General features: G+C 44.2%; 22 protein-coding genes. 5 read left to right on the plus strand and 17 right to left on the minus strand.

Annotated features, from left to right (window positions below; all coding sequences use genetic code 11):
* Positions 1 to 9 precede the first annotated feature (9 nt).
* A complete protein-coding gene (locus tag Q7P68_RS08855) occupies positions 10 to 1,212 on the plus strand; it encodes a GGDEF domain-containing protein (protein ID WP_304224873.1) in 1,203 nt (400 codons plus the stop codon).
* Between the two features lie 92 nt (positions 1,213 to 1,304).
* Here the strand turns inward: Q7P68_RS08855 and Q7P68_RS08860 are convergent, their stop codons facing one another.
* From Q7P68_RS08860 to Q7P68_RS08930, 15 genes are all read right to left on the minus strand, one after another.
* Positions 1,305 to 2,273: a DUF4340 domain-containing protein gene (locus Q7P68_RS08860; RefSeq protein ID WP_304224874.1), complete on the minus strand. Its 969-nt coding sequence runs from the start codon at positions 2,271 to 2,273 to the stop codon at positions 1,305 to 1,307.
* Entirely contained in the window at positions 2,257 to 3,873 is a 1,617-nt protein-coding gene (locus Q7P68_RS08865) for a GldG family protein (RefSeq protein ID WP_304224875.1), read from the minus strand. The genes Q7P68_RS08860 and Q7P68_RS08865 overlap by 17 nt, the downstream gene beginning before the upstream one ends.
* 3 nt (positions 3,874 to 3,876) lie before the next feature.
* On the minus strand, positions 3,877 to 4,611 hold the full coding sequence (locus tag Q7P68_RS08870; protein ID WP_304224876.1) for an ABC transporter permease subunit: 735 nt from the start codon (positions 4,609 to 4,611) through the stop codon (positions 3,877 to 3,879).
* Positions 4,608 to 5,579 (minus strand): ABC transporter ATP-binding protein, encoded by a 972-nt coding sequence (locus tag Q7P68_RS08875; protein ID WP_304224877.1) that lies wholly within the window; start codon positions 5,577 to 5,579, stop codon positions 4,608 to 4,610. The genes Q7P68_RS08870 and Q7P68_RS08875 overlap by 4 nt, the downstream gene beginning before the upstream one ends.
* 58 nt (positions 5,580 to 5,637) lie before the next feature.
* The gene (locus tag Q7P68_RS08880; RefSeq protein ID WP_304224878.1) at positions 5,638 to 6,567 is read right to left on the minus strand and encodes a ribonuclease Z; all 930 of its coding nucleotides are present in this window, start codon (positions 6,565 to 6,567) and stop codon (positions 5,638 to 5,640) included.
* A gap of 11 nt (positions 6,568 to 6,578) precedes the next feature.
* Complete coding sequence (locus tag Q7P68_RS08885) at positions 6,579 to 7,667, minus strand: lipid II:glycine glycyltransferase FemX (protein WP_304224879.1); 1,089 nt, start codon at positions 7,665 to 7,667, stop codon at positions 6,579 to 6,581.
* A complete protein-coding gene (gene metG / locus Q7P68_RS08890; RefSeq protein ID WP_304224880.1) occupies positions 7,667 to 9,958 on the minus strand; it encodes a methionine--tRNA ligase in 2,292 nt (763 codons plus the stop codon). The genes Q7P68_RS08885 and metG overlap by 1 nt, the downstream gene beginning before the upstream one ends.
* 34 nt (positions 9,959 to 9,992) lie before the next feature.
* Positions 9,993 to 11,858 (minus strand): alpha-amylase/4-alpha-glucanotransferase domain-containing protein, encoded by a 1,866-nt coding sequence (locus Q7P68_RS08895; RefSeq protein WP_304224881.1) that lies wholly within the window; start codon positions 11,856 to 11,858, stop codon positions 9,993 to 9,995.
* 141 nt (positions 11,859 to 11,999) lie between these two features.
* Complete coding sequence (locus Q7P68_RS08900) at positions 12,000 to 12,563, minus strand: hypothetical protein (RefSeq protein ID WP_304224882.1); 564 nt, start codon at positions 12,561 to 12,563, stop codon at positions 12,000 to 12,002.
* Entirely contained in the window at positions 12,563 to 13,201 is a 639-nt protein-coding gene (locus Q7P68_RS08905; RefSeq protein WP_304224883.1) for an Rnf-Nqr domain containing protein, read from the minus strand. Before Q7P68_RS08905 ends, Q7P68_RS08900 begins: the two co-directional genes overlap by 1 nt.
* Positions 13,202 to 13,627 carry a hypothetical protein gene (locus Q7P68_RS08910; RefSeq protein ID WP_304224884.1) on the minus strand — a complete coding sequence of 142 codons (426 nt, stop codon included), beginning with the start codon at positions 13,625 to 13,627 and terminating at the stop codon, positions 13,202 to 13,204.
* Between the two features lie 2 nt (positions 13,628 to 13,629).
* The gene (locus Q7P68_RS08915; RefSeq protein WP_304224885.1) at positions 13,630 to 14,679 is read right to left on the minus strand and encodes an RnfABCDGE type electron transport complex subunit D; all 1,050 of its coding nucleotides are present in this window, start codon (positions 14,677 to 14,679) and stop codon (positions 13,630 to 13,632) included.
* Positions 14,680 to 14,684: 5 nt separating this feature from the next.
* Positions 14,685 to 15,992, minus strand: a complete 1,308-nt coding sequence (locus Q7P68_RS08920) for an SLBB domain-containing protein (protein ID WP_304224886.1) — start codon at positions 15,990 to 15,992, stop codon at positions 14,685 to 14,687.
* Positions 15,989 to 17,362 carry a hypothetical protein gene (locus tag Q7P68_RS08925; protein ID WP_304224887.1) on the minus strand — a complete coding sequence of 458 codons (1,374 nt, stop codon included), beginning with the start codon at positions 17,360 to 17,362 and terminating at the stop codon, positions 15,989 to 15,991. The genes Q7P68_RS08920 and Q7P68_RS08925 overlap by 4 nt, the downstream gene beginning before the upstream one ends.
* 53 nt (positions 17,363 to 17,415) lie before the next feature.
* Positions 17,416 to 17,904 carry a divergent PAP2 family protein gene (locus tag Q7P68_RS08930; RefSeq protein ID WP_304224888.1) on the minus strand — a complete coding sequence of 163 codons (489 nt, stop codon included), beginning with the start codon at positions 17,902 to 17,904 and terminating at the stop codon, positions 17,416 to 17,418.
* A 62-nt stretch (positions 17,905 to 17,966) separates the two neighbouring features.
* On the opposite strand from Q7P68_RS08930, the gene Q7P68_RS08935 reads away from it, so the two are divergent.
* The 3 genes from Q7P68_RS08935 to Q7P68_RS08945 are packed head-to-tail and all read left to right on the plus strand — an operon-like array spanning position 17,967 to position 21,019.
* Entirely contained in the window at positions 17,967 to 18,962 is a 996-nt protein-coding gene (locus tag Q7P68_RS08935; protein WP_304224890.1) for a pseudouridine synthase, read from the plus strand.
* Positions 18,962 to 19,828, plus strand: a complete 867-nt coding sequence (locus Q7P68_RS08940; RefSeq protein ID WP_304224892.1) for a hypothetical protein — start codon at positions 18,962 to 18,964, stop codon at positions 19,826 to 19,828. The genes Q7P68_RS08935 and Q7P68_RS08940 overlap by 1 nt, the downstream gene beginning before the upstream one ends.
* Before the next feature lie 12 nt (positions 19,829 to 19,840).
* A complete protein-coding gene (locus tag Q7P68_RS08945) occupies positions 19,841 to 21,019 on the plus strand; it encodes a tetratricopeptide repeat protein (RefSeq protein WP_304224893.1) in 1,179 nt (392 codons plus the stop codon).
* Positions 21,020 to 21,104: 85 nt separating this feature from the next.
* Here the strand turns inward: Q7P68_RS08945 and pcnB are convergent, their stop codons facing one another.
* Together pcnB and Q7P68_RS08955 are read right to left on the minus strand one after the other, a co-directional pair.
* Positions 21,105 to 22,295: a polynucleotide adenylyltransferase PcnB gene (pcnB, locus tag Q7P68_RS08950; protein WP_304224895.1), complete on the minus strand. Its 1,191-nt coding sequence runs from the start codon at positions 22,293 to 22,295 to the stop codon at positions 21,105 to 21,107.
* A 70-nt stretch (positions 22,296 to 22,365) separates the two neighbouring features.
* Positions 22,366 to 23,313, minus strand: coding sequence for an alpha/beta hydrolase (locus Q7P68_RS08955; RefSeq protein ID WP_304224896.1), 948 nt, complete (start codon positions 23,311 to 23,313; stop codon positions 22,366 to 22,368).
* 54 nt (positions 23,314 to 23,367) lie between these two features.
* Here Q7P68_RS08955 and Q7P68_RS08960 point away from each other — a divergent pair, with 54 nt between their 5' ends.
* Entirely contained in the window at positions 23,368 to 24,534 is a 1,167-nt protein-coding gene (locus Q7P68_RS08960) for a class I SAM-dependent RNA methyltransferase (protein ID WP_304224898.1), read from the plus strand.
* Positions 24,535 to 24,584: the final 50 nt, after the last annotated feature.

The raw sequence follows: 24,584 nt of genomic DNA on the forward strand, positions 1-24,584 counted from the left end.
AATATCTGTATGCGGACCAAGTATACTACCATTGTAGCCATAATATGTGGAATTTTGTATGTTTCAGCCCTGCTTTTTGCCATACTTACCATTAGCAATTCTATTAAAGAAAGAAAAGCTCAAGCACAACAGGATTTTCTTTCCCTCACCGATAAGGCTGCCGCCGCGGCAGTACTCGGCTTTATGGCAGACCCCTTCCGGGAATCGGTTAAAGATACCTTAGAATCATCCTCAGTATTGGCAGCCGTCATGATTTCAAATGGAGATGGAGTGGTATACGCGATTGAAAAAAAGCCTGGCTACCTGGTATGGATCGATGCAGAACCTCAATTTGTACAAAATTTTGGACTTACCAAACCTCCCTTTGTTCGTCCTATACCAGTGGAAGGTTACCGAAATGTCACCGTCAGCGCAGTGGCTGAAGAGATAGATTACAATTTGATTAAGAAAATTTTACTAAATAGCCTGCTTGCTATTCTCATTGCCTTGGTACTGGCTATAGGTACGGTAGCATTCTCAGGTACATCTGAAACAGCAGCCGAAACTGAGCCAATCTATGATAGTAAAGGTGTGAATAAGCAAACTAGTCCATCGAATCCTCTTATGGATGACCTCCCCTTTGAAATTCCAGATATGGATGCTACGGTTTTTAAGCCCGCGGTAGAGGAAGTAGCATCAGATTGTAATTGTAAAGACAGCCCGCGGGGGCTTTATACCCCACTGCTTTCAGTAAGTTGGGAAGATTACACAAAAGAACGGCTCGAAGCGGAACTGCATCGGAGCGCCTCTTTTGAACAGGATTTAACGGTATTGATTATTGCGTTTCCAGAACTTACGTATGCAGATTATCCAGACCTCTTTAAAATGATTGCCGATCATATTGTTGCATTTTTTACATTCCGGGATCTTATCTTTGAATGGAAAGGTAATGGTTTTTGTATCCTGCTACCAAATATCGATCTGGATCACAGTTTTAAAATGGCAGAAGAGTTCAGCAATAAGCTTTTTTCAAAAATAAACTCAGAAGTGCTGCGCCGCACGATATGGGGGATCGGTTTAAGTTCCCGATCGGGCAGGCTGCTCGATGCGGACCGGCTTTTGCTGGAAGCTTCCCGAGCTTTAGAAAAGGCCCTGGAAGATAAAAAATCACCTATTGTGGCCTTTAAAAGCGATCCTGAACGGTACCGGGCATATATTTCTTCAAAAACCTGAGCCAATTTCAAAAGTCTGTTACTACGCTTTGCGATTGCTTGCGGTTGCATACTGATTCACAGAGAAAGCATGCAACCGTTTTGAAAGAACTTCTATTGCTCTGTTTTTATAAAATATGCGCTCTCTTTTACAATTTTATTAAATTGCCATTCAGATAGCTGATACATATAGGGAGTGTCAGTAACGGTTGCCCAATGAGAACGGCTTTCATGGTCGGATATTATAGTTATCTTTTTAGTCCTTCCATCTCCTAGTTCTAGGGTGATGATTGTTTTGTCTACTCGAGCCTGTTCATTAATAGTGTCGACAAAATCATCGCCGCTGGCATTTATAAGGTCCTGGATATATGAATCAATTTTTTTTGTATCCAGTTCTTTAGAATTAAGGTTTCCTCCAGCACCGCTCCAAGATGCCTGGCCTGTCCTGCTAAGGCTAAAATTACCCGATGCATTTCCAGAACAGCTTATTTTTTGAACGAGTTCAGATTTTAAACCCTGTGTACCAGTTTGGGGGAAGAGACGTAAATCATACCAAGACTGGGGACTACTCTGTATGTAGGAGCTAAACTGGTCTTCTATAGATTTGACAACATCCGAGTTAGCGGAACGGAAATATATTTCTTTACCCGTTGCATCAGGATTACCAAAATAAAGATCCAAGACAGGCTTTTCTGTATTTTCATCCCACATGGTAATATGGCTCGCAGATGCCCCTAGACCGAGCCGCTCATGAGCCTGGGCAGTAGTTGCACGAACAGGAATAATAAATGAATTCCCAAAGGGTTTTAACATATCTTCGATACGCTGGTTTTTTACAGGATATTCTTTAGACTCTCGGCTCAGATACCATTGACCGGTTCTTTTAATAAACGTGAGTTCCTGCAAGTCAGCGTTTTTTATAGCAATTTTTGTTACTTTCTGAATAGTTTGCTTTTCTAGTAATCTGCTAGTAGACTGTCTGACAAATGTGGTATCTGGATTAAAAATAAAGGTGCCTATCAATAGTAACAACAGTACAACGCCCAGGGCACCAAGGATTTGAATCTTATGCTGATACTGCATGATGAGCCTCCTTGGATTGCAGCATACGTTTTCGTTTTACATTACGGTATACGCCAAGCCCAATTATAATCAGGGGTATAAAAATTATATTTATCAGCTGAGATAGAAGTGCTGCACGGGACCGCTCATCAGGATCGGTAATTTTGTTTAACCGGCTTGTGGCGGGCAACCTTGTACGTATAGATAGAATATCACTGTCATTCCCGAGCCAGTCCGCAGCCTGTACAAGAAACTCGAGATTGTTGCTGCTGTTTGTATATTGTACCAGTGTAGTCGGAAATTCGCTGTCTCCGATAACGATGAGTCTCCCTTCCTTAGAGTCTTGTGACATATCGGGGAGCATTTCCTTTGATCCCTGCTTAAGCGGTTTTGCTTTACCATTAAAATAGCTGGGAAACTTACCAACTAAGGCTGCCCCAAGGGTGTACTGGGACTTCGTTTTACCAGATTCACTGGTAAACAAGGACTCCATATCAGGGTTTGTTACAAAATCCTTTGTCATTAACCAGGCATCCTTAGTACTCGAGAAAAGAGTATCATAACTTATTCCAGCAGGAGGATTTACCGCGATCGGGCTCGCCCAAAAGAGGTCCAGTCCACCGAAGCGGGCCGTAAGCGGATGTTTACCGTTACTGTTTTGCGGAAGCACAACAACCCAGTGAGGATACCGTACGAGTTTTACCTGAACCACACCAGAAAGAGCCATAGATTGATAGGGAATCGTAAGGTTTGCTTTGTCAAGCACAAGCTGTTTTTCAATCCTCACTCCATAGGTTTCAAGCATTTTAAGGAGCCCCTTATCTTCCACAGCCCGAGCTTGCAGATTTGAACGGGAATCTACAAATACACCATCCACTGCATACAGAATCTTTCCTCCATTCTGTAAATAGTAATCCAGACGGTACAGGTCCCAGTCATCAAAATCTTCAGTGCCTCCAAATACAAAAATTCCTGAGAGGCTCTGAGGAATTTCATCTCCCTTGTAAAGCTGGCGGACCTTATAGCCTGCCTTTTGAAGCATCTTGTCTACATACTGATAATCGGTTGTCCAGCTTTTATCCGCGTCTCCGATGAGTACACCGATTTCCCGATCATAGTTTTTTACCATGCTGCGGATACGGGAAGTAATATCGTATTCCAACGTATCGGTAGAAAACACCACCGGTAGTACTTCAGTCTTATCAAGATATTCGATAACAATACCCGTATAAACCGTTGCTACGCTTGCCTGATCCTGTTCTACGGTCTGTATCTGCTGCGGTTGTATTCCAAGCCGTTCAACAGATACGGCCATGCTGGTTTTAACCGGGTCTTTTACAACAAACCTTATTTTTCCTTTTGACTGGGCTGCATATTCATGGAGCAGGTCCTTTATTTCGCCAGGAACCGGATGCATTTTAACCAATTTATCCGAAACAAAATAAGTTATGGTTACCCTTTCTGGTATTTCCTTATAAATATTCCGTGATACTTGAGAAAGTGTAAAAGATTTGTTTCTGGTTATATCAAACCGTACATAGATTCGCTGTGCATTGAGGAGTCCAAGTACAAGGACCGTTAATGTAAGGATGGTAATGATTATAGCTTGTTGTTTTTTCATGATTTAACTCCATTTTCTAAATTGCAGAATCCTTGTATTCACAAAAAGCAACAGCACTGTAACAAGCAGAAAAAACAACACATCTCTGCTATCAAGAATTCCCTTGGCAAAACTTTCAAAATGAAAGGCTAGTGAAAAATAATTCAGAAAATCTGCAAGCAACTTTGGTAAATCTATAAAACTCGTAAGCTGGTTAATAAGCATAATCGCCAAAAGAACTACCACACCGCCGAGAAAAGCACTAATCTGATTTTTTGCTAAAGAAGAAAAAAGGAGTCCGACGGAAATAGCGGCCATTCCAAGCAGCAGAGTTCCCACATATTCACTTATAAGGACACCTTTATCAAAGTCCCCAAGCGGAAAGAGGCTTAATGGCACACTGAGGGTTAACAAGAGGGCAATAATAAGAATGACGCAGGCGGATATGAATTTTCCAAGTACCAGATCCCATTCAGAAAAGGGCATGGTTAACAGAATTTCTGCCGTTCCAGTTTTTCGTTCCTCAGCCCAGCTTTTCATAGTAATGGCAGGGATTAAAAAGGTATAAACCAGGGGAATAATCTGAAAATAGGGACGCAGGGAGGCAGAATCAAGGCTGAAAAATCTTTGAAGATAAAAGAAACTTACATTGGTAAAAAAGATAAAAAACAACCAGACACCATAGGTTGCTGGACTATTTAAGGCTGATTGCAGCTCCTTTTTGGCGAGGGCTATTGTTTGATTGGAAAAGCAGTTCATTTTTCTTCTCCTTCTCGCGTAAGCTGTACAAAGATATCCTCAAGACTAAATTTTTGGTGTTCCATATGGATAATCTTATATCCACAGTCAACAGCCCAATCAAAAAGGGTTTCACCAAGTATAGGAGCAGTGACAGATGCTCCTTTATTTTCATCAACATGAACTACTTTTAACGAAAGTCCCCCATGGTCAAGCCTTGCTGAATCTTGAAGTCTAAAGGTATTACCTTTGAAAACAAATTGGGAGGGCAATACTTCTGGGAGCTTTCCCGTTAAAACCAGGTGCCAGCTTTCCTGGCCTTTGAGTTGTTTTCCGATTTCAGCACTGGTGCCTTGGGCTGCGATCTTTCCCTGGTGAATAATAATAACCTGGGAGCAAACCGCCTCGACTTCCTGGAGGATATGGGTAGAAAGGATAACGGTTTTACGCCTTCCCAATTCCCGGATGAGGTTTCGAATTTCTAGAATTTGGTTTGGGTCTAGCCCGGTGGTCGGTTCATCCAGAATAAGAATCGGTGGGTCATGGATAATAGCCTGGGCAAGCCCAAGGCGCTGACGATAGCCTTTGGAAAGCGTTTCTATGGGTTTGTTTTCCACGTCCTTAAGAGAACAGATATTAATTACTTCGTTGATACGGTTCGCCCTTTGTTGTTTTGGGATTTCCCGGGCCTCTGCCACAAAAGAAAGGTACTCAAGGGGCGTGAGATCCCCATAGGATGGGGCGTTTTCTGGAAGATACCCAATCCGTTTTTTGATTTCTTCTGGGTGTTCTTCCACAGATAGTCCATCGATTCGGGCTGTGCCTGAGCTTGGGTAATGATACCCTGTCAGAATTTTCATAATAGTGGTCTTTCCAGCCCCGTTTGGTCCTAATAAGCCAATAACCTGGCCGGTACCAACCTGGAAAGACACATTCCGAACAGCCTGAACCTTCCCGTACTGTTTTGAAAGTTGCTGCACTTCTATCATGTGTTTTCTCCTATCCTAAAAGATAAGAAAAAATAAGACACTTCGATGGTTACAATGATCAATCTTCGTATTCTATGGGAAACACAGCTCGATCTCGAGAAAGCACGGTTCTCGGGAAGATAGCTTGGGCTTCCTTGAGCAGCTGTTTCAGATTATGTTCCGTATATCGGGGACTGTAATGGATGAGGGCTAATTGCTTTATTCCTCCCGCCTGGGCTGCAATGTGGGCAGCCTGCTCTGCAGTCATATGCTTTTTTTCTTTTGCACTTTCAATCAGTTCTCGCTCAAACATTCCCTCGCAAACAAAAAGGTCTGAGTTAGCGACCTCTTGAGCTATTTCGGGGAATGCAAGCGTATCGGTTACATAGGAAAACTTCCGGCCCTTCCGTATTTCTCCGAGTACTTGTTCCGGGTAAACCATTATGCCATCACTTGAAAGCACCGGTTCCCCGTTCTGCAGTTTAGACCACAGCGGACCCCGCGGGACTTTAAGGGCCTCCGCCTTTTCTGGATGAAAAGCCCCCGGCCGTTCATCCTCTTCAAACACATAGCCTACACAGGGCTTAGTATGCCGTAAGGGGAATGCCCGTATATGAAATGAATCGCCCTCATATACGATGCCCGGCTCATTGATTTCCTTAACGACAATTTCATAGTTGATGTACATATCAAGAACCCTGCGGCTTGATTCAATGTATTCTGCGATTTTTGGCGGACCGATAATTGTTAAGGGATCATCCCTATCAACTTGAGAGGATAGCATAAGAATGCCTGGAAGACCCGTAACATGGTCCGCATGGGTATGGCTAATAAAAATGGCGGATATTTTTTTCCAGCGCAAATTGAGTTTTCGCAGAGAAACCTGGGTTCCCTCACCCCCATCAAATAGAAACAGTTCACCTTCCCGTCTTAACAGCACGGAGGTAAGAAATCGGTTGGGAAGGGGCATCATGCCACCGGTACCAAGGATAAAGGCTTCTAAGTTCATAGGATCCTCGTTTATTGTCCCCTGCTTAGGGCGCGCAAGGCCTTTCTGAAAGATCGGATATTTTTCCTGAAAGACTCAGCATATCGAAACATATTTGTAATAAGCGGTTTATACGCGTAATCCCAGCTGCCGCTCCGATGTATTATCTGCCCGCCGAATCCTGTTTTGAATCTATACAAACCAGCCATGGGATGCCGTGGATTTTCTTCCGGGGGAATCCCAAACAAGTCGTAGCGGAGACAGCCATTTTCATGGGCATCCTGTATAGCCTTCCATTGAAGCGCATAGGGCGCCATGAGGTTGCGTTTTACATCTGATGAAGCACCGTAGAGGTAGGTTGCTTCTTCTCCTCTGAATAAAACAATAATTGCCGCGAGGGCATCTCCCTCATGGGTGGCCACATAAAGCCTCAGGTCCTGACTTCCATCGCGATATTCTTTACCATGTTCAAATAGCGTTTTGTAGTAATTTATCCCATGAATGGCTATCTTATCGCGCCGCGCGGTGGTCTTATACAGTTCATAAAAAAGATCAAGCCCCGCTTCGTCCATACGGATTACCGTGACCCCTTTTTTTCCTGCGAGCTTTATATTGTACCGCCATTTTGGTTTCATAGAGGCAAGGATCTCTTCAGTAGATTTGCTTACATCAATGATAACCGTATCTGGAGGCTGTACATCCGCTCCAGAGCGGACAAAGGGGCCTGTTATGAGAGGGGGTACCGCATATTCTCCGATGGTAAACCAAGGCGGGTCAAAACGAATAAAAGCCGTATCATGGGGTAATGCATCCCGCAGGGCTTGGGCTAAATCAAGCAGGGCCTGATTCCTTTCCTCTTGCGAATCGGGAAATTGGGCAGGTAATTCCGGTCCCAGGGGTACATAGGCAAATGAGACTCCTGGACCAAGGCGGCGCCGAATTACCAACAGGGGCAGCTTTCCCCCTTCCCCCCAATCTACCAGGAATGAACGGGCGTTCCACCCAAAACGGGCCTTAAAGCTGCCCCAAAAGCCGGACTGTAAAAAACTTTTCGCCCCGTCACAACGACCTAATTCGGTTGGAACTACGGAACGAAGACTATAGGACGCCGTCTGGGGCATCAACCAACCTCGCCTTGGAGTACCCTTTGTGTGGCTAAAGGTTTGCCGTTACAGATCAGGGGCTCCTTATCCACTAAAATGGTGCCATTTTCAGCCACAATGGGCATAGAGAAGAAGGTATCAATATCAATTTCTGCAGGTGGAACCGGCAATGCTATGTGGCCAACCTGTATACGAGTTCCTGGTTCAGCAAAACCTGCATCCAGGACTTCTACAGACTCGGTGCCGTCACTGTTGTGGGCAGAAGCCGCAAGAAGCATGCCCTTGCTCTCGACACCCCGGAGTTTTGCAGGCTTGAGGTTATACACCAGCACAATGTGTTTGCCCAGCAGTTCCTCTTCTTTGTAATAAGGTACAAGACCAGACACAATCGTTCGGGTCTCTCCTCCTCCTACATCCAGCGTCTCTATATAGAGCTTATCCGCCTTTGGATGCCGTTCTATGCTGGTAATTTTTGCAACCCGGAGATCTACCATAGATGCAAATTTATGCGCCAGGTTTTCTGATATTTCGGGAAGCGGCTTATCAGCCTCACTGTGAGCTACTGTAGAAGTAATAGTGGCTTTTGATGTGGTATCCATGTTCTGTCCTTTTTCACGGTCATGTCTTTCTTTCTGGCTTCCTGAATATCGATCACGGAGGGTTTGCACTAAATCATCTTCCAGTTTGTTGAATAAGACTTCCGGATTATGTACCGCTTCTAGTCCAGTGAGGGTGCCAAGATCCTTACAGGAAAGGCCTCCTTTACCAATGGTAAGACCAAAGAAGGAAGCAAGCTTTTCCGCACTGCCCGGAATATAGGGATGAATGAGGATTGCCAAGTCCCGTACAACATAGCAAAGGTCGCGGATGAGACTTGCAGCCCGGGCAGGATCTTCCTTTCTAGTCTTCCAAGGCTCACCGTCCTGGAAGGTCTTATTGGCAAAAGATGAAAGCTCAAACACAGTGCGGAACGCATCCCGTAGTTCCGCCTTGTCAAGTTTCTCTAAGATCGTTTGTTCATAGGCCTGTACGGTTTTCCAAAATTCACTGTCCGGCTTTCCTTCAGGTACTTTTCCATCATAGTAACGGGAAACAAAGGACAGGGTCCGATTGACCAGGTTTCCAAGGTTACCGATCAACTCGCCATTAACCTTCTCTTGAAAATCTTTCCAGGTAAAAAGGGCATCTGCTTTTTCGGGCCGGTTGTAAAAAATATAGAATCTCCATACATCCGCAGGGATACCCGATTCCATTGCGTCTGAACCGAAAACACCAATACCCTTGGATTTAGAAAACTTGCCACTTTCATAATTAAGGTATTCAGTACTGGACATATGGTGCAGCATGGTCCATTTTTCCCCTGTTCCAAGAAGACTGGAGGGGAAAATAACCGTGTGGAAGGGTATATTATCTTTTCCGATAAACTGGAACAGTTCTACTTCATCGGGATTCTTCCACCAATCCTGGACAAAGGCTCGCCAGTCCTGCCCCCGATCAGCCGCAAGGTTACCCGTAATGGATATATAGCCGATAGGTGCATCAAACCATACATAAAACACCTTGTCTTCGAAACCTGCCTTAGGAACCGGTATACCCCATTTCAGATCCCGTGTAATTGCCCGTTCTTTAAGACCATCCCGTATCCAAGCATTGGTCATCTGAATTGCATTGTTAGCCCAGAACCCTTTAACCGAAGCCTCGGTAATCCAGGCTTCAAGCCGCTCTTTAATGCGAGGGAGGTCAATATAAAGATGTTTGGTAGACTTGAGTTTTGGCTGAGACCCACAGGTAGAACAGCGGCTTTCCTTGAGTTCCGTGGGTTCGAGCAGCTTCCCGCACTGTTCGCACTGGTCTCCTCGGGCATCGTTATACCCACAGTGAGGACATACGCCGCGGACATACCGGTCAGCCAAAAAGCGGCCGCATTGTTCGCAATAGAGCTGTTCAATGCTCCGTTCAACAATAAAACCTTGAGCATCTAGCTTCTTAAAGATATCTTGTACTACTTCAGTCTGAATAGGTGTTGAAGTCCGGCCAAATTTATCAAATGCAATATTAAACCACTGGTAAATATCCCGATGCAGCGCATGATACCGGTCACAGAGTTCCCGGGGGCTTATACCTTCTTCGGCGGCCCGAGTCTCTGTTGCAGTTCCATATTCATCGGTACCGCATACATACAGGGTGTCGTAGCCCCGAAGCCGGCAAAAACGGGCAAAAACATCGGCGGAAAGCACCTGAATGAGGTTTCCCAAATGGGGAACATTATTAACATAGGGCAATGCGGAGGTTACTAATCGTCGCTTCATAATTGTGTTACTATAGGGAGCAGTTACAGGTATGTCAAGCTAAGGCTGACTTTCCCTGTTTTTTTTCAAAACTCACATAAAAGCTTGTCTCCCATTGTTCTCCTGGAGTAAGCAGTATTTCCTGAATCGGCAGTATACAGGTAGATTGATAAACAGAGGGCGGTGAAAAGACCTGGTATTGCCAAGCATCAAAGGGAACCACAGATTTTATAGAAATGAGCACATCATTTTTGTTGTCCTTATAGATGACTTGTTCAGTATTCCGTACCTCATGGATATCCAAGTCCAATTCCTTGGTTTCTCCGCTTCTTGCAATAAACAATTGATAAGCCTTTGTAGAAAACTCACTAAAAGAAAACTCTAGGTGAGGTAAAAAAGTAAATCGTTCTGTTTCAGACCCCTTATTCATTAAGGTATAGGTCAGCATGAGTGTATTCTTTTTCAGCCCATACTGTTTTTTAATAGATATATTACCAAAGGGCTCAGCTTGATTGGCTTCGAGAATAAAGCTTATTGTATTGTGCGGCTTGTTTATAGATTCTTCCTGATACAATTCCCTTCCAGTAAAGCGGTTCCGGTGCTGACTATCGGATATAATCTCATGGAGCGAACATCCTGGAGGGCAAAGATATTCTACAAAAGAAGTCCGTTTTGGAACAGGATAGGGAAGCTCATCCTGCACATAGAATGTATCGGTATAATTAGTAGCAGCTGGCATATAATCAAGCTCAAAAATCGAGGCTCCCTGAAGACCCACATAACAATTTAATTCATTACCCTGTATTACATATTCAATCTTTCCGTCTAAATTGAAATCAAAGGCTAATATAGAGGGAATGAATACACCCTTTTCTCTCGTTATTTTTTCAGCTTCGATGAGAGCCCGGTACATAGCATTCCTGATAGAGTTGTTTTGTATCCCCTGGGCTGAATCGAGCGCAAAAGCATCTATTCCTTGGGCTTTCCATAGCTCTTCCCGGGCATTTTTCTTCCGTGCCTTGTCTCCCCTAAGCTGGTTAATGAGCGTATGGACATAAATCATTTTGCTATAAAGCCCATTAGCCTCGGAATGTTTAACCAGAGTCTTTCTGAGGTTTACTCCTGTTAAATAGGTTTTGGAAAATGTTAAATCCTGTTTTAAGTATTTAATCGGAAGGGTTAATTCAAAAGTATCGGAGTCATCTTTTAAATATTTAAAAATCTGGTTTATATAAATCTCTGGATTGTATTTCTCATGCCCATCCTCTGATTGAGTCTCTATATCTAAAAGCATTGAAAGGATAGATTCTTTTTGGTTTTTAAGTGCCGCCTTTTTTTTAAATTGTGCTAAATAGGCCAGCGCTTCATCGGGGGTCGTGACACGATATACAGGAAACAATGTGGTGAGCTTTCCCTGATCTTCGGTGATGAATGCCTGGGAAACAAAAGCACTATCCATGGACACTTCGGTGAACTGAGCGTGATTCACAAAAGTATAGTCAATACCACAGGCATTAAGTACGGATGCAAAGTTTTGTTCCCACACAAGGCCGGGAATCCAACAACCTCTGGGACGCTTACCAAAATGTTTTCTTATGTAAGTAGTAAGCAATTCAATCTGACCAATCTTATCGGTTACCGATATGAGGGGTAAAATTGGTTCATAAAACCCTCCCCCCAGCAGTTCGATCTGCTTTCGGTTTATCAGTTCCTCAAAAATCATAAAAAGTTCTGGATGACGCCGTTCTAACCATTCAAATAGCGTTCCAGAACAGTGCATTACCACAGAAAAATAAGGTATTTGATAAAGACTTGTAATGAGAGGTTTTAGGTTCTGGGAATAATATGTCTCAAATACATCTTCCGAAGAACCAAACGGTATATGATGATGACTGATAATAATTACTTTCACTTTATTCATGTATTGTTTCCACTTCTATCGCCGTTCGATTCTTTGAATACTATATAATAGACGATATTGTTCACTCTGAAAAGTAAGAATTCTCACAAATTATTAAAAAATCCGCCCAGCGAGCCTATATAAACCATTGAGTATGAGGCCCTATCTGCTAAAAAGATGTATTACTAAAGGAACGAGGGCTGAAAATAGCATAGACAAAAGACCTGTAGAGATGAGCAATAGGGGCTGACCCTTAAAAAACATCGGAACCCCCTCTATTTCTGATCGTTTTTGTATACCATTTAAAATCATTAATACAAACATAAAACCAAGGGCGCCGCCTAATGCAAATAAAAAGGCCTGCGATAACGATTGGGCAAACATAAGGGTCTGAAACGCACCATAAAAGGCTATACCCTCATAGCCGCTGAATACAGATTTGTCTAAAACATTATCTTTTGTATGTTGAATGACCGCACTGAGTCTATCAACCACCACACAACATAAGACAGTGACTGGAAATAAAAAAAATATTCCATATTCTCCAAAACCAATGGGATTAAACACGTATGTATATATAAGCCAGCCCATCACGCCCGATAAAAACAGGGAAATAAGAGGAGCCAAAGCCTTTTTTGGATCTTCGGCATACATAATACCAAAACCATTTTGGATAATGCCATTAAACATGAAAAATGCAGCAAAAATAGAGAGCAAAATCTGCATTACCTGTTCTCCTTTTGAGCATAATAATTCACAAACATTGCTCTAAAGATACGGTAAAACCCCACGACAAATCCGAGGAGTATCAATCCACCACCGGTAGTAGCAAATATTCTTACCGACATATCTGCAGCAATTTCTGAAGTTAAAATTGCTGTAATACCTTCTTTGGTTGGCAAACTAATCGATCCAAAACCAAGGGGTTCACGAATCAAAGAAAGTAGGAGCATGATACCTGAGAGCACCAGGGCACGAATGATGACCTGATTCAGTGTATCTTTGAACGATTTTTCGGTATTTTTTTCTTCCAGTTCTGAAAATATATAAACAACCGGAACAAGGGAGAGGGGAAACAAAAGTTCATGAAATAAGAGCGGAGAAAACAAATTTACCAGAAAACCAAAAAGAAAGGACCAGAAGCTGCTGATTAACACAGAGATAATTGTCTTGTATGTTTTTGGAATCCATAGATCTGCCGCAAGACAGGTTAAACTTGAAAGTAAATAGGTCCAAATAAGAGCGAGGGTCCCTATAATAGCTATAGAAAAACGGGTAGAAGAAACGAGCAGGAACGGAACATATGAAAAATCTGCTAAAGGAGATCGGGTTCCCCAAAAAGGATGAGATTCTAAACGATCCATTTATTTGCTCCTTTGCTCTGTTAAAAGAGGGTTAGAAATCCATAAATTTACATAAAAATCCATCATCCCATTAGATATACGATGATTAATAAAACGAGAGTTCATACTCGCAGGATAGAGCGCATCAATATTATTTTTATCATTGATGAAAGCTAAATTAAGAGATAAACCATAGGGTGTGTATATTGGAAAAAGTAAGACCCTTCGATTGTTCTTATTGCCCGAAAACAATACTGTCTGGGAAGTCATATCAATAGTGTTTTTTACTATTTCCTTAGTTTCTTGTTTATTGAGTTCCGCATTACAGGCAGCAACCAGAGCAGTGCTGCGGACCGTCCCTGTAAACCTAACAAGGGACCATGATAAACTTAATAAAACAAGAATCCATACCAACAATATCACTATATCCTGAAATAATTGTTTCATGCTCATCTCCGGTTAGTGTATAAAAACTTTATTTCAAGATGACGAATAGCTGGGACAAGGGCATTGGCAACCATAATCCCATAGAGTGCGCCAAAAGGAGCGCCGCCAAAAAAACGAAACAAAAATCCGAGAATTGCAGCTATTGCGGCTGTAAGAATACCCGCCTGATATGATTTCGTTCCGGTAGCAGGATCTGCTGCAAGGATAAAGGCAGACAAAATAATGCCGCCATTCAAAAGAGCAAAGAGCATATCACCATTGCCAAAGGCACCGCCGAATGGGATAGCCCCAAACAGGCGGACGAGCAATACATATACACCTATATAAACAGCCGGAATAATGGGCTTATTGATCCGGGTTGCGGTTATGATAATCGTGCCAATAATTAAAAATCCGATCCCTCTATCAGCGATAATTCCCGGACCGGTAAATGCAAAGAAGTCCAAATATCCTGCAGGAAGCTCCGCATTTATTCGAGAAAAAAGAACATTATTAAACAAATTGGTTAAAAAACTATCCTGTGTGCTGACTTTATAGCCAGCTATTTTTAATATTGCAAGCGGAGATCCAGATGGATCAATGAGCCCCCGCTCTACAGCCTGATATAACCGCTGCAAGGCTGAACCATCCAGGGCCTGTTCAAAATTAGGAGGCCAAGAAAGGGATGCAAAAAGCCATCCACCCAATGCGGGATTCAACCAGTTTGACCCAAGCCCTCCATAAGCATGTTTTACAATACCTATGGCAAAGAGGGCGCTTAAAACCGCAATAACCGGATGCACCGAATTAGGGAGCAAAAGGGTCAATACTAGCGCGGTGGTAACTGCGCTCCCGTCATGGAGCGTGAAATTGCCGCGGGCACCATTTATTGCCAGTTCCATCAGGATTGCAGCAAGAAGGGCTGAAACAGCAATCAGGAGACTATACCAATTATCACTTATGGCCGATTGCAGTATGACCAATCCGGCCATTGACGACACGAGCCACATTCTTTGGCTTGTAGAATCAGTGATATGAATCAAAGGCTTGCGGGCAACATGAATGGAGTTCATAGGATCTACTTTTTTCCTCTTTTTATAGAAACCCTAATTGTCGAACTTAAGGGCAACCGGGATGGACAAACCACTTCGCAGCATCCGCAACCGTGACAACTGTTGGCTCGATGGGCCAATGCTTCAGCATCACGTTCTAGCAATGCCAATTTAAATAAGTATTCCGGATCGAGCCCGACCGGACAAACAGAACGGCATTCACCGCAGTTGGTACAATCATGGATAATTTCACCGCCAATTTGGTCTTCTGTAAGGGCCACAACCGCAATGGTAGTCTTTGTAACCGGTTCATCCAGGTCCTGCACAGCCATTCCTTTAAGAGGCGAACCGGTTGCAATTTTCTTGGGCTGTACAAGGAAACCACCGCATTGGGATATCACATCCCCAATTCTGGTTCCAATACGAACCCGGAGCACCTGCGGATGTTTTATGGAACCGCCGCCGACGGCCACATACCGCTCAAGAATGGGCTTATTCTGAACGACCGCATCAAAAACTGCGGCTAAGGTTGCAGGGCCGCAAATACACCAGGAACCGAGGTCTATATTTTCGTTCTTCTGATAACTTTTAAGGACCGTTTCAAGTTCCCGCCGGTTCCTTTGGGGATATCGGGATCCGGTAACAATGAGCTTTATCTGTATTCCCAGTTCTACAGACCTAATTCTAATTCGCTCCGCAAGCTCCATCTCCTGGTTCGATACTGCAAACACAATATGGGTTGCACTTGCGGCCTTTGCTGCAATGGAAGCACCAATTAATATTTCATCAAGCCGTTCCAAAGATAGCACATAATCTGCTACGAGCCAGGGATCATCAAATATCATCCGCACCACAAGACTGACAGTTTTTGACTGGTTAGCAGCATCCCGGATTATTTCTATAAAGGGCCGGCCAGGTTCTTCCATCTCAACAATGCCCTTTTCTGATAAAATCCGCTGCAGATCGAAACCAGATAGGCCTTGCCAGATAAAATTTTCCTTTTTTTTCCCTAGTTTATCAAAGGAACCTTCGAGCCGTATTAAAAAACCTTTAGTTGATCTACCATCAGCCAGTTTCCAAGAAACAATCTTAACGACAGTTCCCGGAATTGAAGCGTGTATATTCGCGGATCCGAGACCATAACCGCGGCCAATGAGCATGCCCTCACGGACTTGGCTACCGGCCTCTACAAGGGGCACGGCTTCCGCACCGGGATGCTGGATCAACGGTATTAATGCAAGAGTAGGAAGATATGCAATCCTACTGGCTTGAACCGGAGGAACCGTAAGGTCCTCTAATTCAAGGCCCCCCTTAGGAAACTGGTAAATTTTCATGCTGCAATCCGTTTATCTAAATATCCAGATTTATATAGGGCTAACAATTGACCATGCGACGCACGGAATAATATAAAAAGAATTCCACTAATAAATATCACAAGATATAGCCCTTGTCCTATAGAATGGGAACGAATAATTGGAGCATTTCCCGAGAGAAGAAGGGATTCTAAAGGGGGCAGTGAAAGGGTTTGGTAAACATTATCAATGGCAACTTCATGAGTCTTAGCTGAAATAAGCCCGTCTGCATCCAGCACATAGGTGTAATAACCGCCATTATTCGAACTATCAGGATACAGTGAATCTATGGAAAAACGATATTGCCTTTCCATATGGGCTTGATAGTTATCAAAAGAAAGCGGGATAAGATTTGCATCGGTTTTACCTGAAACGCTTTTTGAGCCCTGTATCAGGATCGAAAGCACAAAAAACGCCGCCGCACAACTTACAAAGGGCAGTAAAACCCTCAATGGTTCGGCAAAACTTTTAACCGATCGAATCAATTGTATTGGAAGAAAAAAACGATGTTCAATTTTTGATGCGGATTCAAAATAAAGAAGAGAAAATAACGTGTCAGTAGATATCAGCACCACAAGGCCTGCAAGGGCTATTGTCCATGGAATGGTAAGCACAAAACAGCTTAATACATAGAGAATTAAAAAAATTAAACCGTTTATCAGGTCTGTTTTGTACCAATGAAAAAAGGCAGGAACATGAACCGGTTCTTTTTTATATAATCGGAACATAAAATCCTGCATAGATTGCTCAAGTGCGGTTTTCATAGCTATCAACAAACCGGCCGCAACCAAACCGCCAAAGCCTGCATTTAGAAATACCAGCATCGTTGGTAATGCTGTCACTATATGTGTCTTCCTGCGGGAAATCAGGGCAAAATAGATTAAAATACCGGCAAAAACAAGGCCATTTAACCACCAGGGCAACTGAACCTGATTTGATCCAGATACCTGAATAGTTGGCCCATATTCTGAAAGGCTTTTTTCTATTTTACGGATAAGAGTATCCATTCTTGTCCAAGGAGAATAGAACGAAAGGGGAATAAAAAAGCGACGTTGACCGCCAGAAACAAAAACGTTTTTTAGCTTATCAACATAGCCATCGTTTCGCGGGTCAAGGGGTTCAATATATTTATCAAATTCCTTAAGCGGAATTGAACGGGGCTTTTCAAAATCATCAATGTAAACAAATTGGGTTGACTCAGATACAACAGGAGACAAATTGAGTTTATCTAGCCGTTCAAAAACCAGCTGTTCTTCAACGTTATCCGGCAGGCTCAATACCAGCAATGCAGCATTTTTTGTATTGCTGCTACTTTTAAAGCTATACCCAATAAAACCGGCAACACCCAGCATCCAAAGAATGGTATAAAACCATAGGATTCGGCGGCGTTTCATAGCATCTCCCCCTACAGGAGGGCAAAAGCAGCCGCAATCAGGATACCCAAAAGAGCGCCAACGAGAACTTCAAGAGGTGCGTGTCCCTGAATTTCCTTAACCTGATGATAGGGCACATTCAGCCGGTCTGAAACCTCTTTCCCAAGCAAATTGAGAGCCCGGGCCTGAAGTCCTGCGGATCTGCGCACACCCATAGAATCCCGAATCACGATAAGTGCAAGACAGAGGGTAACAATAAAGATAGTGGATCCCAGGCCTTCTTTAAAACCCACCGAGGTAGCAAGGGCAGTTACAAGGGATGAGTGGCTGGATGGCATCCCCCCTGTTTTCCAGAGCAATGTAGAGACAATTTCCTTTGCGGACTTTTTCGTACTTTTAAGCAACACAATGACGGCTTTCAGCAACTGCGCAAAAATAAGACTGGTTACGGCTGAAAGAAATACAGGGTTTTCAATGAAAGCCGAAAAATCTTTAGAACGTAACGGAATTAATGAAACCATTGCCTTACAATCCCCTATGTGGGCTCTTTTGTCAAGAACCAGCTTCTGATAGAATACCATATATGGCCTATACTGCGCAAATCACCCCCGATGACCAAAACAGGCGGCTGGATCGCATTTTGCGGAAAGCATTTCCCAGCCTGCCCTTATCGGCAATTCATAAAATGATTAGAAAAGGCCAGGTTCATATTGATGGAAAGCCGGTTTCTGCGTCCTTTAAGCCCCAAGCAGGTTCGGTGCTCGAAATTCAGGTCTTGGATATTGCTCAGAAAGAGAATACAGCTCCAAGACAGCAGAAAGAACGGGGTCTATCCCTTTCGATACTATTCGAAAATGAAGCGCTCTTGTGCATCAACAAAAAACGGGGCATCCCGGTGCATGGGAAAAAGAGCGTAGATGAGGCAGTACAGGCATATTTGATACCCAAACTACCGCTTTCCCTCTCATTCAAACCGGGGCCCTTGCATCGGATCGACCAAGGGACAAGCGGAATCTTGTTCTTTTCCAAAAACATCCGCGGGGCCCAAGCCTTTAGTGAAGGGCTTCGGGAACATCGCTTTGCAAAATGGTACCTGGCGGTCCTCCAGGGCCATATTACCGAAGCGGCCCAATGGGATGATGTAATCCTGCGAAATCGGGAACAGGGTTTAAGTCATATTGATAAAGATGCAATGGAAGGGAAAAGAGCAACGACCACAATGTATCCCATTTTACACAATAGAGATTCCCATACTGCGGCGACACTGGTATGCATCAAACTGGGGACAGGACGGACCCATCAGATTAGGGTGCAAGCGGCACATCATGGTTCTCCGCTCCTTGGTGATATAAAATATGGCGCAAAGAAACAGCCCTTTCCATGGCTACTTCATGCCTATGAAATGGATGGGCTCGATACATTAAACCTTTCAATACCAGCGGATCTCCGGGCACCGCTCTGGCCAGATCAGCTCGCCCTGCTGCAGCGTCTCTTTCCTGCAAAGGAACAGCATCTTTTTTTTCAAAGACTAGAGCAAACCCCTCCCCTTTTATCGCTCCTTGATGCTATAATTACCTAATGTTTCGTGTACTGAGTGATTTATTTTGGTTCTTCAAAGGTGTAAAAGTGTATGCCCTGGTAGGCGAGAGCGGTACAGGCAAGAGTTTCCGTGCCAAGCTGGTAGCCCAAAAATACGGAATAGATTTAATTATCGATGACGGCCTTTTGATCCGGGACAACCGGATCCTGGCGGGACATTCTGCAAAAAAGGAAAAAACCTTTCTGGCTGCGGTAAAGGTAGCCCTCTTCGATGATAAAGCCCATCGGGACGAGGTAGCCCGAAAGCTGCAAACTGAGAAATTTAAAAAAATACTCATTCTCGGTACATCCATTAAAATGGTGAATAAAATTGCAGCCCGCCTGCAGCTTTCTCAGCCATCTAAAATCATCAAAATAGAAGACATCGCAACTCAGGAAGAAATAGAAAAGGCGATCCGGACCAGAAAAATTGAAGGGAAGCATGTAATTCCGGTTCCCTCCATCGAAGTAAAACGGAACTATCCGAATATTTTCTATGATGCCATCCGGGTCTTTCTAAAACGGGGCGTCCTGCCGCCGGTTGGAACAAGCACCAAGGTTCACGAAAAATCGGTGGTACGGCCTGAATATTCCAAACGGGGCAAGGTTATCATTTCTGAAGCAGCCCTGAGCCAGATGGTAATTCATTGTGTTGATGAATTTAACCCCAGCATCAGAATTAAAAAGATTGTGGTCAAGGAGGACGGACAGGGCTATCGGCTCGTGATTACGATCGATGTACCCTACGGAACCCAGCTTGCAGGCAACATTCACGAGTTACAGCAGTACCTTATTGATAACATTGAGCGGTATACGGGTATACTTATTGAAGAGGTCAATATTATAATTGACAAAATCACCCAATAAACGGAGGTAATCATGACAAAAAAAGGGATAATGCTGGCACTCTTTGCCATGCTGAGCATGTTGAGCATAGCAGCACAGACTAATGATATCAATTTCTCTGATGCTTCGGGTACCTACTACCAGGTGTTTGCAGAAAAAGGGAAAGATGCGGCCCTTGCATTGGCCAAAGAAATGGACGCTCGTTTCGCTGTGTATAATCGATTGTTCCGCTTTCCCCTCTCCCGGCTCACGAAACCACTGACTGTCCGTTCATTTGCCACCAAAGCAGCTTATGATACCTATGTAAATGCAAAGCTGGGAAACACGAGAAATGGAGCGGTATACCTGCATTACAGCAACCGACCTGACCTAAATGAGCTTGTCGTCCTTGATGGTTCAGAAGAGGCAAAAATGGTGTTTCCCCACCAGGCATTTATCCAATTTCTGCGGGCCTTTGTACAAAATCCACCGACGTGGTTACAGGAAGGACTGGCAATTTACTTTACAACCCTCGGATATGACAGCAAAAATGGAGAGCCAACCTATGAAGAAAATCTTTCCTGGCTTGAAATGGTAAAAAGCTGGGGCAATACAGCACCAAACCCGGAAGCTGTAATTATGTCGGATATACAGAACCCGCTTGCATCGCCTCAAATTCAGGGGGCTTCCTGGGCGTTTGTCTCATTTTTACTCAATACGGATAATGAAGAATATCGCCGCTCTCTCTATGAAATCTTTATGGTCCTTTCTCCTACCGAATCCCGGGAGACAAACAGCAAGATCGCCATGGACCGAATTGTTCCCTGGATATCGATAGAAGAATTAACCATGGAATACCAGAGTTATATAAAAGAACGAAAAACCTTTAGCGAGCTCATAGAAGCGGGACGGCAGGCCTATGCAGCAAAAGATCTAGCCAAAGCAGAAGTACTTTTCCTTTCTGCCATGAATCTACAGCCCACCCACTACGCAAGCCATTATTATCTGGGGCTCCTCTCTTATGAACAAAAAAAGTATGATATGGCGGAAAACTATTATCGATCTGCGCTGCTATACGGAGCCGATGAAGCCCTGGTCAACTATGCTTTAGGACTAAACGCTGGGGCTGCAGGACGCAAGGCTGATGCGGTACAATACCTAGAGAAAGCCGCTGCGTCTGCCCCAGATCGTTATAAGGCTAAAGTGCAAGAGCTTTTACCCCGCTTTAAATAAACCTGCACGCGGCCAATGCTATTCCCTGCGAATACCTGCAGGGATAGCTCAGTTTGCCGCGCTGCAGGAAAACCAAACAAATCGTTTATTGAATAGGTTCTGCCCCGGGCCCTGTTTTCTTACTGCGTCTGCGGCGTCTTTTTTTTGCCCGTGGTTCAACTCCGGGCAGTTTTTCTTCCGCTGCCGGTTCAGGAACAGACTCTTTATTTTTGCCTTTTTCAAAGGTTCGCGCCTTTTTAATGCCAATCCCATGTTCACGAAACAGCATACGGACAGCATTTTCTAGTTCAATCCGGGGAGGATTCATCGGCAGAATATAGGACCGGCATGAAGTCAAGGCTGACCGGTAGGCTTCGAGCGGTTCCTGTTTCCAATCAACAATGGTATTAAGATAATCCCTAATAAAGTAGCTTATAACTTCGCCGCTTCGCAGTTCTTTTTTAGATTGTATTAACCCATCTAACTTAGAAAGGCTCTCAAGATAGCTTTGCTTAAAACCTGGCCTCGTCTGCATGAGGCGTACCGCTTCAGGCTGTAAATATTGATACAATGAATAGGCAAGCAGCTTTTCCACTATCTGTCTTGAATAACCAGAATTGATTATTTTAAAGATTTCTTCTGTTCTTCTAGATGGGGATACTGAATCAAGCAGTGGGGCACTCTTTTTAATTTTCCATGCTACAACAAGAGGGATCCTGAAGCCCGTCGTGGCTGCATATTTGACCGCCCTGATCATACGCACCGGATCGTCTTTAAATATGAGATTGAGCGGAATAATCGGACGAATAATTTTAGATTTTATATCCTTTAGGCCTCCCACATAATCCACAACAACCTGCTCTCTCGGATCGTAGAACAACGCATTTAATGTAAAATCCCGGCGCAGTACATCTTCTTCTATGGTACCAAAGGTATTTCCTGTGTGTCCGTCCTTTATGGATCGAAAGGTGGCAACTTCAAAAATATTATCTCCAACATAGATATGTACAAGCCGGAAACGGCGGCCGATGATCCGAGAATTACGGAAAAGACGCTTAATTTGCGATGGGCTTGCGCTGGTTACAATATCAAAATCTTTAGGTTTCTTTCCAACCATAAGGTCCCGTACTGCGCCGCCTACAATGTAGCTTTCATGTCCTGCCTGTTTAAGGCGGCTTACGATACGTACAGCCTCATAGTCAACATTGGAGCTTTTAATATTATGTTCTTCTGCAGTATATACAATAGCTTTCTTTACTGGCCGCCCCTGCTGATCGGTAGAATATCTGATACGCAAATGTTGCCTCGTCTGAAAAAAGAATTACCTTTAGAGCCAATTATAAAAGTCGGGCGCAATAACATCTCATTTACAGATGTCTATTAATCCACGCAAGAAGGTTCTGAATTACCTCTTCCCGATTAATTTCATTCAGCATTTCATGCCGGCCTTCGGGATACAAGATAAACTCAAGATCCTTTATGCCCTGCTGCTTATAGGCTTCTACCAGCTTAGTCGGGCTTTTTCCCATATCTCCGACCGGATCTGCGGAGCCTGCAAAGACAAATAGTGGCAGATTTTTAGGGATTCTGTCCAGAGCTTCCTTACGATGAATACTCTGTAAACCCCGGGCCAGATCCCGGTAAAAAGCTACCGAACAGGGGAAACCGCAGAGCGGATCGGCCACATAAGCATCCACTTCCCGCTCATCCCGGGAAAGCCAGTCGAAATTGGTGCGATTAGGCTTGAACGCCTTGTTGTAAGGACCGTCTGCTAAATTGTAAACCAGGGGAGAAAATTTCCTGCATCCCCGAATAAGCGCAATAAGGCTTGCCAAAGCAGCACCAACTGGGACTTCAGGACCGCCGGGGCCGCGGGTACCGGAGAGTATACAACCGGCTAAATTATGTCCTGATCGCTCAATATAAGCTTGAGCGAGGAAGGATCCCCATGAATGGCCGAATAGGAACAGGGGCAGATTTGGTCGTTCCTGTTTTATAGAGGCGCTTATCATTTCCAGATCCGCTACAACCTTGTTGAAACCATCCTTGTCAGCACAATGCCCCAAAAGTCCGCCAGATTCGGGAGCATTTTTGCCACCCTGGACAGTCTGTCCATGCCCTCGATGATCATCAGCCCAGACCTCATAACCGGCCTTACAAAGCGCTTCTGCCAGCCGCCCATACCGCTGTGAATGTTCAGCCATACCATGAACAACCTGCACAACCGCCTTTGGCGCTGCTTCCGGGCTCCAAATACGTACAAACAGTTGAATTCCATCTTTTGCGGTAATATATCTTGTGAGTTCTTTCATCATGAGAACATTGTAAACCCTATACCATCGTTCTGGCAATCATGATATATTCTGCTTATGGCGATTGGAGAAAAAGTTTATGGTCACATTGAATCAATAGCAGCCGGTGGCGCAGGAATTCTTCGCTGGCAAGGTAAAACAGTCTTTGTAGATTATACCGCACCGGGGGACTATATACAGGGTGTCATTTTTGATGAAAGTCCTTCCTGGGCGCGGGCATCGCTGCAAAAAATTGAAAATTATTCATCTCTTAGAACAGAAAGTCCCTGTCCTCATTATGGCCGCTGCGGAGGCTGCAGTCTCCAACATATCTCGTATGAAGCTCAATTGGATATAAAAAGGAAGCTTATCGCAGACCTTTTTGAAAGAATCGGTGCTGTAAAAGATTTGCCTCCCATTACAGCAGTCCCCTCTGAACCCTATGGATACCGGAATAGGATGCAATTTCACCGGCTACCAAAACCAAAAACGGGGCAGAGCCGGGTAGGACTTAAAGAACGAGGCAGTGAACATGTCATTTCCATTGATTCTTGCCCTATTGCAGACTTAGGCATACAGCGGGCACTTCAGAACAAAGAACTGGTACCACCGCCATCTCTCGATCGTTTTACGGTCTACTCCCGGGGGCCAACTTTTTTACAAGAGGGAAAACAAGAGCGGGGTACGGTAAACCTTCTGGATGCACGTATTAAAATGGATGCGAGTGTATTTTTCCAAAGCAACGGCCAGGTACTGGAAATCCTCCTCAAAAAAATTCGTTCATTGGCTCACGAAGCAGACCGAAGTCTTCCTGCAGCGGACCTTTACTGCGGCGTCGGGACCTTTGCCCTGTTTATCCAGGATCTGTTCCCTGCCCTGGACCTCATGGAAGAGAACCCTCGAGCCCTTGCCCTGGCAAAAGAAAACATCACAAATACCGCGGCCCGTTTTTTTTCTTATAGCGACGAACAATGGGCAAGACAGGCCGAAAAAATGGCTCATGAGCACCGGTATGGTTTTATCGTGCTGGATCCTCCCAGACAGGGACTTTCCGCTCCGCTGAGAAATTTTTTAAGTAAATCAGGCTCCCCGCTTGTAGCCTATGTATCATGTGATCCGGTTACTCAAGCCCGGGATTGCAAAACCCTTATCCAGGCTGGTTACCAACTAGAGAGTCTCGACCTCTATGACTTTTATCCGCAAACCGCCCATATGGAAAGCCTCGCGGTCTTAAGGAAAAGCTGATGCACGGGTCCGCTTTTGTTAAACCAACAAAAAAGGTTTTGTTCAGAGTG

Source organism: Gracilinema caldarium, from assembly GCF_029265695.1.
Classification (GTDB): Bacteria; Spirochaetota; Spirochaetia; order Treponematales; family Breznakiellaceae; genus Gracilinema; species Gracilinema caldarium_A.